General features: G+C 61.3%; 7 protein-coding genes. 3 read left to right on the top strand and 4 right to left on the bottom strand.

Going from position 1 to position 10,324, the window contains the following annotated elements; genetic code table 11:
- Positions 1–139: 139 nt before the first annotated feature.
- Together BLU37_RS20960 and BLU37_RS20955 are read right to left on the bottom strand one after the other, a co-directional pair.
- Entirely contained in the window at positions 140–1,846 is a 1,707-nt protein-coding gene (locus BLU37_RS20960; RefSeq protein WP_010446069.1) for a cyclic peptide export ABC transporter, read from the bottom strand.
- Between the two features lie 77 nt (positions 1,847–1,923).
- Entirely contained in the window at positions 1,924–2,985 is a 1,062-nt protein-coding gene (locus tag BLU37_RS20955) for a TauD/TfdA family dioxygenase (protein WP_010446070.1), read from the bottom strand.
- A 330-nt stretch (positions 2,986–3,315) separates the two neighbouring features.
- Between BLU37_RS20955 and BLU37_RS20950 the strand changes: the two genes are divergently transcribed.
- Genes BLU37_RS20950 through syrC form a run of 3 tightly spaced genes read left to right on the top strand, consistent with a single transcriptional unit; the run spans position 3,316 to position 7,602 of the window.
- Positions 3,316–5,382 carry an amino acid adenylation domain-containing protein gene (locus BLU37_RS20950; protein ID WP_090208464.1) on the top strand — a complete coding sequence of 689 codons (2,067 nt, stop codon included), beginning with the start codon at positions 3,316–3,318 and terminating at the stop codon, positions 5,380–5,382.
- A 16-nt stretch (positions 5,383–5,398) separates the two neighbouring features.
- Positions 5,399–6,334 carry a syringomycin E biosynthesis L-threonyl-[L-threonyl-carrier protein] 4-chlorinase SyrB2 gene (gene syrB2 / locus BLU37_RS20945; RefSeq protein WP_090208461.1) on the top strand — a complete coding sequence of 312 codons (936 nt, stop codon included), beginning with the start codon at positions 5,399–5,401 and terminating at the stop codon, positions 6,332–6,334.
- 56 nt (positions 6,335–6,390) lie between these two features.
- Complete coding sequence (syrC, locus tag BLU37_RS20940) at positions 6,391–7,602, top strand: syringomycin E biosynthesis aminoacyltransferase SyrC (RefSeq protein WP_090208458.1); 1,212 nt, start codon at positions 6,391–6,393, stop codon at positions 7,600–7,602.
- Between the two features lie 133 nt (positions 7,603–7,735).
- Here the strand turns inward: syrC and BLU37_RS20935 are convergent, their stop codons facing one another.
- Entirely contained in the window at positions 7,736–9,115 is a 1,380-nt protein-coding gene (locus BLU37_RS20935) for an MFS transporter (RefSeq protein WP_090208455.1), read from the bottom strand.
- Positions 9,112–10,116, bottom strand: a complete 1,005-nt coding sequence (locus tag BLU37_RS20930) for a cupin-like domain-containing protein (protein ID WP_090208450.1) — start codon at positions 10,114–10,116, stop codon at positions 9,112–9,114. The genes BLU37_RS20935 and BLU37_RS20930 overlap by 4 nt, the downstream gene beginning before the upstream one ends.
- Positions 10,117–10,324: the final 208 nt, after the last annotated feature.

Genomic DNA, 10,324 nt, shown 5'->3' with positions numbered 1-10,324 from the left:
ACATTTCTTCTCGCAAAGGGTCAGCCTCACCACGCTCAAAAGGCGGCGACAGCTGGGAGTTGGATCTGATCCAGGGGGCCGGCGACCTCGCTCAAACCGGCGAGGGGCTGCCCCTGGAAACCTCAGGAAACGCTGGAATTCAGGCGCGCTTGCCCTGTACCGAACAATTCACGTCGGAGACGATGTGCCCGTCGACCAACTTGATGATGCGATCGGCCAGTTGGAAGTACTGGTCATCGTGAGTGATGATCAGCACCGTCTTGCCACGGCGCTTGAGGTCCGGCAGCAGCTCTTCGTAGAAGAACCGCTTGAACGGCGGATCCTGATCCGCAGCCCATTCGTCCAGCAGGTAGATCGGACGGTCTTCCATGTAGGCGCAGACCAGAGCCAGGCGTTTCTGCTGGCCGTAAGACAGGGCTGTGGTGGTCGAATAACCCAGCCCCTCGATCTTGATCTTGTCTGCCAGGCCCAGGGTCGCCAGATACTTCTGCGCGAGGTCGGTGCTGGCGTCTTCCTGCTCGTCCGGGCCAATCAGCCGGTTGAACAGATGGAAGTCGGAGAACACCGCGGAGAACAGATCGCGGTAGTGGTTGCGCGACCCTTCGGTGATCACTTTGCCGTCGAGCAGCACCTGCCCTTCCTGCGGGATATAGAGACCGCTGAGGACCTTGGCCAGGGTGCTCTTGCCACAGCCGTTGCCACCGACGATATAGATCAACTCACCGGCATGTATCGTCAGGTCGATGGGCCCAAGGGCAAAACCGGACTCGGTGATCGGGTCCAGGTAATTCATCCGTACGCTCTGCAACTGGATGGTTTCCCAGGACTTCTTGTGATCCAGGAACAGGACATTGGCACTTTCACTGGCGAGAGCTTCCGGCTCGGGATGCGGATCGCTGATGGAGAAACCGAACTCCGCCAGTCGGGCACTGGCGATACGTCCCTGGGCCAGCATCGGCATGGCGCTGACCAGCAGGGCCAGCGGTCCCATGATGTACAACACGGCCAGCACGCTGGCGCTCATGGTCTTGGCATCGATCGCCCCCAGCTGGGGAGCAACGAACAGCAGGCAACCGATCATCAACGACAAGGTCAATTGACCGACGTTGTCGGCGGCGGTGTACCAGAGCCGCTCGAGATAGTTGTAGCGCGCGACCTTGGTCGAGGACTCCTCGATCGCCGATCGACTGAACCAGCGGCGACGAATACCGTTGAGCTTGAGTTCCTTGAGACCGAATACCAGAGCGTGGGTGTATTCGTTGAAGGCGGTGAATTCGTCACGCACCTTGTTCGTGACGCTCATGCCCCCCAGGAAAAAACCCACGTACAACAGGACGCCCAGCACGATCAGCCCCATGGTCAGCGCAAACGCCACCCAGGACAGGTACGCAAGATAGGCGATACCGAACAGGAACACCGCCGATTCCACCAGCACCGACGGCATGATGACCAGGGTACTGTTCAATTGCGGGATATCGCTGGTGAGCAGGGTCAGGACATTCGGGGCGCCCCGGCGATCGACCTCTTCCAGGGGCGTCACCAGAATCTTGCGACACAGGGCAATACGCAGGCGGGTCATGATGCGCATGCTGACGTAGGCCGGAAACAGCGCGGAGCCGTTACGAAACAGCAACGCCACGGCGCTAAGACCGACGAACCAGTAAACCGACTGCCATTGGAAGGTCTCCTCATGAATCGCCTGGTTGATCACATTGATCACCGCGATAGAGGCCACGCCACTGACGACCCCGGTCACCAGGGTGAATAGCGTCAACCAGGGATGATTACGCCACATCAGCCCCATGACCGAGCCAGGTTTGGTCTTCTTCTCTTGCTCGTTTTTCATTGCTGACTGTCCTTGAATGCATTCGCCCGCTCGCTGGCCGGCCATTGAAAGTGCCGGGTTACCCGGTTCGAGATCGCTCACGCCGGTTTCCATACGTCGTCCCGAACAGTCATTTCGCCCATGGCGACAACGATCAGCCGTGGTTCTTCGTAGGGATCCCGGGCATGGGCGGCGAGCATGTTGTCGAGCATCACCACATCCCCCTTGCGCCAGTCGAAGCGCACCGCGCAGTCCTCGTAGGCCTCGCCGATCAGGGCCATGACCGAGTCTTCGATCGGTGAGCCGTCGCCATAGCTGACCAGCCGTGGCAGGCGGTCGGCACCGAACATATCGAGCAGGTCCTCGCGCATTTCCTCGCCCAGACAGAACGGGTGATGCAGTTGCACCTGATTGAAGAAGCAACGTTCGCCTGTGAACGGATGGATGATCACCGCCGGACACTGGGTGCGGATCTGCAAGGTGTCGGCATCGAGCCATTCGAAATCGGTGCCCTGCTCGCGGCAGCGCTGTTCGACCACCGCACGCTCGGTGGTACCAAAGAACGATTCCCAGCTCGGTTCGACGCCTGCGGTAAAGGTGCGGCTGTACATCAGGCCCTTGCTTTCGAAGCGCTCGACCACCTCGGCCGGCAGACGCTCGAGCACTTGCCTGATATCCGCCAGCGGCGTCGCCCCACCGACCCGCGAAGGTTGCTCGCAAAAGAACCATTGCTTGCGCGGCCAGCTTTCCAGGTGCGAGCTTTCGTTGTGGTAAAGGATCATCTCGCGCTCGGGATAAGGCGTGGAGCGATAGACATTGCGCCCCCCTTCCTTCTTTGGCAGGTCGCCATAACTGCCATGCAGGCCAGGCGAGAGTGCCTCGGCAAAGGTTTCGAAGGCCTCGACCGAACGCAGGTCGAACCCACGGAACAGCACCGCACCGTAGCGGCGCAGCAACGACTCGATCGCCTCGCGTTGCGCGGATGCCCACAGGGCCGGATCCAGGCCGGTCGCGACGGGTTCAATCACCACCGGCAGGCTCATGCCGGCGGCCAGAAAGGACAGACGCACCGAGGGGTCGCCCACCCCGTCAGGCCAGGCCGGCGAACCCGGCATTTCGTCAGCGGTGATAACCGACGCAGCGTTAGCTTGAAGACTCATGAAAAACTCCTGGACCACGGCCCCTCACATCCACGTTGTACGGCGCGAGCCCCCATCGGACCCTCCGCCGCGCAAGGATAAAAACACCGATGGCAGGGAGCTGTCTGTCACCGCAAACAGGGACAGAGATCACGTATTGCGCCAGTGACGCTTTTGTCCCTATTTCCCGCGACAGACGTCGGCAACCGGTCGATGCTGAAATGCGGCCACTGCGGATCGTGCCGGCTCTTTCTTGAATGGATCCTCCAGGCCGCAGGTCTGCCTCAAGTGCAGCGCAATTCGTCAAGGCGCCAATGCGCTGCACCTGGTTACTACACAGGAGCGTTAGTCATGCCGATCAAGAACACTGGCGAATCGGTTAACACCGCGTCAGCCCCTCTCACGCCCGGTGCTTTCCTGCATGAGATATTCAGTGCCCGGGCCCGTGAGTTTCCCGAGCGCACGGCAGTGTCCGATGCCACTCGGACATTGAGCTATGCCCAACTCGACGCGCTTTCGTCGAAACTGGCAGCGCGCCTGCGCCATGAAGGCGTGAAGGATGGCTTGCGTGTCGGCATGTACCTGCCACGCAGCGCCGATCTGGTCATCACTCTGCTGGGCATCCTCAAGGCCGGCGGCGCCTATGTCCCCGTCGATCCGCAATATCCAGGCAAGCGTGTCGAGCACATCGTGCGCGACAGCGGCCTGAGCCTGGTGATTGGCGACGCCGCGAGCCTGCCGCAGAGCCCTTCCCTGCGCGTGCTGTCCCTTGATCAGTTGCTGTCGGCACCGGCTCTGGAATTGAGCGCTGATACCGAGCGCCGGGACCCGGAGCAGTCCACCGCCTACATCATCTATACCTCTGGCTCCACTGGTGAACCCAAAGGGGTCCAGGTTGCCCACGGCAACGTCAGCCGTCTGCTGGAAAGCACGCAACGCGCCTATGGTTTCAACGCCCAGGACGTCTGGTCGATGTTCCACTCCATCGGTTTCGACTTCTCGGTCTGGGAAATCTGGGGGGCTCTGGCCCACGGTGGCCAGGTCAGCGTGGTTCCGTATGACATCTCCCGCTCCCCCGCCGCCCTGCGCCAGTGGCTGTCCGATCAGCGCGTGACCGTGCTCAGCCAGACCCCCTCGGCCTTCCGCGGCCTCGAGGAAGCCGATCGCGGCAGCAAGGCCCCGCTGGCCCTGCGTTATGTGGTCTTCGGTGGCGAAGCATTGCCGGCAACCGTACTGCGCCCCTGGGTCGCACGGCATGGCGACCAGAAGCCAGCACTGATCAACATGTACGGCATCACCGAAGCGACCGTTCACAGCACCTTCAAACGCGTGCTGGGCCAGGACCTGGAAAGCAACGCGATCGTCTCCGTCGGCAAGCCGCTGGACGGCTGGAGCCTGCGCCTGCTCGACGAGCACCAGGTACCCGTGGCCCGTGGTACGGCCGGTGAGCTGTATATCGAAGGCGCTGGCGTGGCCCAAGGCTACCTGAACCGCAGCGCCCTCAACGCCGAACGTTTCATCCAGCTGCCCGGTAGCTCGACGCGCGCCTACCGCACCGGCGATCTGCTGATTCTGGGCGACGACGGCGAGTACCGTTACGCCGGCCGTTGCGACGAACAACTGAAGATCAGCGGCTTCCGCATCGAGCCGGGCGAGATCGAAGCCTGCCTGCAAAGCAGCCCGAGCGTGGCCACCGCCCATGTCGGCGCGCACGACTACGGCGATGGCGACCTGCGCCTGATCGCCTATGTAGTCCCCAGCCAAGGCCTCGGCGCCTGGACCGAACAGACGCGTGGCGAAGTCGCCGCCCTGGTCGCGGCCAGCCTGCCGGACTACATGCGCCCCTCAGCCTACCTGGCACTGGCGCAACTGCCAGTGACCGCCCATGGCAAGATCGACAAGCAACAACTGCCCTCGCACACCGCCGGCAACACCCCATCCCAGCCGGATGTCACCCAGGGGCTCAGCGCCATCGAGCAGTTCGTACTCAAAGTCTGGAACGAAGACCTGGGCCTGAAGCACATCGGTCTGAACGACGATTTCTTCGATTTTGGCGGCACCTCCCTGGCTCTGATCCGCTCGCTGAACAAGCTCAAGAGCCACTTCCAGATCAACCTCGATCCCGGTGTGCTGGCGAACGGCGCGACCGCCAAGGTTCTGGCCGACTATATCTCCAACACGCTGCTGAGCCCCGAGCAGGTGGTGCTCAAGGTGTGGAACGAGGACCTGGGCCTGAAGCACATCGGTCTGAACGACGACTTCTTCGATTTCGGCGGCACGTCCCTCGCCCTGATCCGCTCCCTGAACAAACTCAAGAGCCACTTCCAGATCAGCCTCGACCCCGGTGTCCTGGCGAACGGTGCGACCGCCAAGGTCTTGGCCGATTACATCTCCCGCAACCTTGCTCAAGCCCACTGACCGAGAGGAAAAACCCGTGAGTAAACGATTCGCCTTGACCCCGGAAGAACGCGCCTCGTTCGAAAAGAACGGTTTTATCGGCCCATTCGATGCCTATTCGCCGGAAGAAATGAAAGAAGCCTGGAAACGCACCCGCCTGCGCATGCTCGACCGTAGCGCGGCGGCCTACCAGGACCTGGACGCCATTTCCGCTGGCACCAACATCGCCAACTACGACCGTCACCTGGATGATGATTTCCTCGCCGAGCACATCTGCCGTGCACAGATCTGCGACCGCGTCGAAAGCATCCTCGGCCCGGACGTGCTGTGCTGGCGTACCGAGTTCTTCCCCAAATACCCAGGCGATGAAGGTACCGACTGGCACCAGGCCGACACCTTCGCCAACGCCTCCGGCAAGCCACAGATTCTCTGGCCGGAACACGAGGATTTCGGCGGCACCATCACGGTCTGGACCGCGTTCACCGACGCCACCATCGCCAACGGTTGCCTGCAGTTCATCCCCGGCACCCAGAACAGCATGAACTATGACGAAACCAAGCGCATGAGCTACGACCCCGAGGCCAACAACAGCTCGGTGGTCAAGGACGGTGTACGCCGCGGCTTCTTCGGCTACGACTATCGCCAGTTGCAGATCGACGAAAACTTCAAGCCCGACGAATCCGCCGCCGTGCCGATGGTCATGAAGGCCGGCCAGTTCATCATTTTCTGGTCGACCCTGATGCACGCCTCCTACCCGCACAGCGGCGAATCCCAGGAAATGCGCATGGGCTTCGCGTCGCGTTATGTCCCTTCGTTCGTGAAAATCTACCCGGGCTCCGACCACATCGAGGAGTACGGTGGCCGTATCAGCCTGGAGAAGTACGGTGCGGTGCAGGTGGTCGGTGACCAGACACCGGATTACAACCGCCTCGTGACCCACACCACTCGCGGCAAAAAATTCGAACTGAGCTGATCCCGACGAGCCTGACGACAGTTGGGCCGGGCAATGTGCCTACAGGAGTTCAATCCATGACTATTTCCACCGACGCAGCGCTGCGCCTGTGTGAGACCGTGAGGATGCTTAGGCACCTTGCCATCCACCTGCCCGATCCCGTCTGCCTGAGTTTTCTCGCCCAAGGCAATGACCCGCTCCCCGAGCAGGCCTCCGCCGATGTGAGAGCCACGGAACGGGCGGTCAACGCCGCCTTTGCGCGGATCGGCGTGCATGCCCTGCAATACCTGCACGGTGGCGCGGCTCAACTGTCGTCCTTCGAATATTTTATCAGTCGCAAAATCTGCGAGGCGCTTGACTACCGCTATGATCACTTCGTCAATGAGCAAGAGACGACGGCGTTCAGGCGACTGCTCAAGCATTTCGATTTCAGCGGTGCAGTGCCCGAGATTGAAACACTGCACCTGACGACCCGCGATAACGTTTCCCTGTCGGTGCATGCCAGCACCGACAGGGAGCGTACGGCGATCGTCCTTGCTCTGCCCTGCGGCATGCCCTTCGACCTCTGCCGCGACTGGTTCAACGCCCTGAGCGAACGTTTCTTCGTGGTCACCTGGGAGACCCGTGGGCTGTTCGGTCCCTGCTCAACCTTCGACCAGATAGCCGTGGACACCGAGGCCCAGGTCGCCGACCTGATCAGCGTGATGAATCACTTCGAACTATCCAGGGCGCACCTGATGGGCATCTGCGGCGGCGCGGTGATTGCCCTCAGCGCTGCCGCCGCCCACGGCAACCGGGTCAACTCCCTGAGCCTGTGGCATGGCGACTACAACCTGGGCGACAACGACCTGCGCACCCCTCATCAGCAGAACTTCGAATGGCTGATGGAAACCGCGGCCAATGACCGTCAGGAGGCCAGCGACCTGCAGACGATGTTCCTCGATCAGGCCACGCTGGCCACCACGCCGGAACCGATTGCCCATGTCGCGCTCTACCCTTACGTCAACCCGGAACTGTTCTATCGTTATGCGCGACTGAACGATGCCTTGAACAAGACCGAGCTGGTATCACGCCTGGCAAAAATCACCGTGCCGACCCTGGTGGTGGCCGGCGATGCCGATGCCACCACGCATATCGGCGGCTCGCGCCATATCGCTGCGGCGATCGAGGATGCCATCCTGCATGTGGAAGAGAACGGCAGCCACCTGGCGTTCTTCGAATCCACCCACGCCTCCAAACAGACCGCCTTCGACTTCCTTGAGGAAGTCCTCCAGCCGGATTTCGCCTGACAACTCCCGCCCAACAAAAAGGGGGCTTATGCCCCCTGCCGAAAAAACCCATTGAGCTACAGCCGCAGCAAGGCGTACAAGCTGCCCCCGTGAAGCTTCTCAGCCGCGCGATGGCTTCGGCGTGCCATCGCGCTCACACGGCCTCGACCTGGGGCGTATCGACCGCACGCGACGACTCCGGCTCGGCCGATGCGCCTTCCAGACGACGCATTGGCCCATACAGCAACACCGCCAAGGATTGCACCACCAAAAGCCCTCCGGCCAGCAGGAACAACATCCCCACACCTCGTCCCGGCCCGCTGCCCAACCAGAAACCGAACGACTCGGCAAACTGCCCTCCCGGCATCAATCCAGGCTGGAACCAGCTATCGACCCCCCAGCCACCGAAAAAGGTCACGAGACTGGTGCAGGCGATGGTCAACATGCTGATCAGGGCAAAAACACTGGCACGATTGTCGGCGGGTATCCGGTTCATCCACAGTGCATTGACCGCCGCATCGGCGATACTCGCCACCAGGATCGCGCAGAAGGCCACCGCGCAGTAGGCAAACGCTTGCGAAACCAGCCCCAGGGCGATGATGCAGACCGACAGCAACAGATCGGCCACCGCCGCTATCGCCATCAACCGTCGCAGGTTGCCCATGACCACCAGCAAACCGGCGGCGCACAGCCCACCGAGGCCCGCCCAGGTATAGGCCATGCCAAGGCTGTCACTGCCCAGCGTGGACAACAGCAACGGCGTGATCATCACGATCGCCAGGGACAGTATGGCGCTGCGCACCACGCTGTAGATCAGCAGAGCGGTCATCAGGTGACTGGCGACGAAAAACTTCAGCCCCGCGCGAATGTTGTCCAGCGCACCGCGAAACACTGAACCGCTGTTGAGATCGTCGTGCTGTCCCGGTACACCCCGCGCATGGGCAAAAGCCTTGATCACCAGCAAGGTGCCCAGACAGAAGGTGGTCAGGTCCAGCGCCAGAATAGGCACCAGCCCGGCCTTGGCCATGATCACCCCCGCCAGCAGCGGCGCGATCAGCGCCGAAGCATTCTTGCTCAGGCCCATCAGGCCCGAGGCCTGGGTGAATTTCTGCGGAGCGACGATCGAGTTGACCGCCGCCAGGTACGCCGGGCTGCGAAAAGCCGTGACGATCGAGGCCAGGCAGTTGAAGACATACAGGTGCAACGGTTCCAGACGATCGAACCAGAGCAAGGTAATGACCCCGAAGAGCAGTATCGCCAGAAGTATGTCGCAACAGACGATGATCAACCGATGACTGACCCGATCCGCGAGCCCGCCCGCCAGGGGCAGGAACACGATCGCCGGCAGGGTGGCGGCCAACACTACGTTGGCGAAGGCCATCGCCGAGCCGGTATGGGAATAGACCCAGACGCCGAGGGCGAATTCGGTCAGCGCTGTTCCGATGACTGCCAGGGACTCACCACACCAGAGGAAGTAGAAACTTCGCCCCAGGTCGCCCACCTTCAATGAACGCCAACGCTCAATCAGGCTCATAGCGGCAGATCCCCTGCCGCGAGGATGGCGAGCAACCCCACCCCTAGCTGATAAGCCATGGAGTAAAGCACGGCGGCCAGCACCATCGGTGCCAGGGGAGAAAACAAATGGCGACGCAGTATCCGCCGGGCAATCGGTGAACGGATATTGCCAATCACGTGCAGAGGGGTTGCGAACGTTGCCGCGACGGTCACGCCGAACGACTCATCCAGCGATTGCACCGCATGCCACCAGTAGACCGGTATGTACAACGCATCGCCCGGTTCCACCACCGTACGCAGAGCCTGAAGATTCCGGGTGTCGGGGAACCGTTGGGTGTCGATGTCGTACAGATAGCCCGCCTCTTCGACCACTGGCCGCAGCGCTCGCCAACTGGCCTCGTCCGGTGGCAGCAACAGCACCTCCTTGGCACCGACCACTTGGGTCATGAAGGTCTCGTCGGCCGCATGAAAGTGCCAGTCGGTGTAGGAGTTGCGGTATAGAAAAGTACGATAGGCCGGATAATGCCGGGGTTTGCTCAAGTGCGGCATGAATGGCAAACCGGCAACGTCGTTCTTCATCGGTTCGATGGCCGCACCTTCCTCGAAACCGCAACTGTCAGCCACCAGGTGGTCACTGCCCTCGCGCAGCCGCTCAAGAAATTCATGCAGCGGTATATCCTTGTGGATCCTCTCCGAGTCCTTGCTCAAGGCGGCCTTGACCTCGGGTTTCGACCAACCGATGACCTCGGAAATGATCTCCGAACGTACCACCACTGTGCTGTTGCGCGAGTTGGCCTTGAAGTAGTCCAGGTGCTTCCACTTGTGGAACGCTGGCCAGTGATGGACAGCATTCTTGATCAGGCAGGGCCGGTTTCGATTGACGTAACGCCGGACGAAATCCTCGCTGGAAATCGTCAGGGCATCGATCACTTCCACAGGCTTGGCCTGGGAGTAATTGGGAAAGCGGGTCAGGCTCCAGAACTTCGCATCCGAGCGATCCACTTCGGCGATCAACGACATTTTACGACCCTCACACAATGCACTCACGGGCCGTTGATATAACAGACTCACCTCGCCCCGCCCAAGCGCGACACTGCCCTGCGCCCGGGATTGTCCCGGCTTCCCATGACAGACATGACCCGGTGGATACTCTAATTTTTCCAGCAATTGCGTCGTCCCGCCGACTGGCAGTTGCCCAGCCCCTGTGTGCCGCTGTTCATCGATCGGA

The sequence above is a fragment of the Pseudomonas asplenii genome (assembly GCF_900105475.1).
Lineage (GTDB): Bacteria > Pseudomonadota > Gammaproteobacteria > Pseudomonadales > Pseudomonadaceae > Aquipseudomonas > Aquipseudomonas asplenii.
This window is presented reverse-complemented; position numbering and strand designations above follow the sequence as displayed.

Bases quoted from the DNA above. Each gene is read 5' to 3' on its own strand.
- BLU37_RS20960 (WP_010446069.1), bottom strand. From the start codon at position 1,846: ATGAAAAACGAGCAAGAGAAGAAGACCAAACCTGGCTCGGTCATGGGG.
- BLU37_RS20955 (WP_010446070.1), bottom strand. From the start codon at position 2,985: ATGAGTCTTCAAGCTAACGCTGCGTCGGTTATCACCGCTGACGAAATG.
- BLU37_RS20950 (WP_090208464.1), top strand. From the start codon at position 3,316: ATGCCGATCAAGAACACTGGCGAATCGGTTAACACCGCGTCAGCCCCT.
- syrC (WP_090208458.1), top strand. From the start codon at position 6,391: ATGACTATTTCCACCGACGCAGCGCTGCGCCTGTGTGAGACCGTGAGG.
- BLU37_RS20935 (WP_090208455.1), bottom strand. From the start codon at position 9,115: ATGAGCCTGATTGAGCGTTGGCGTTCATTGAAGGTGGGCGACCTGGGG.
- BLU37_RS20930 (WP_090208450.1), bottom strand. From the start codon at position 10,116: ATGTCGTTGATCGCCGAAGTGGATCGCTCGGATGCGAAGTTCTGGAGC.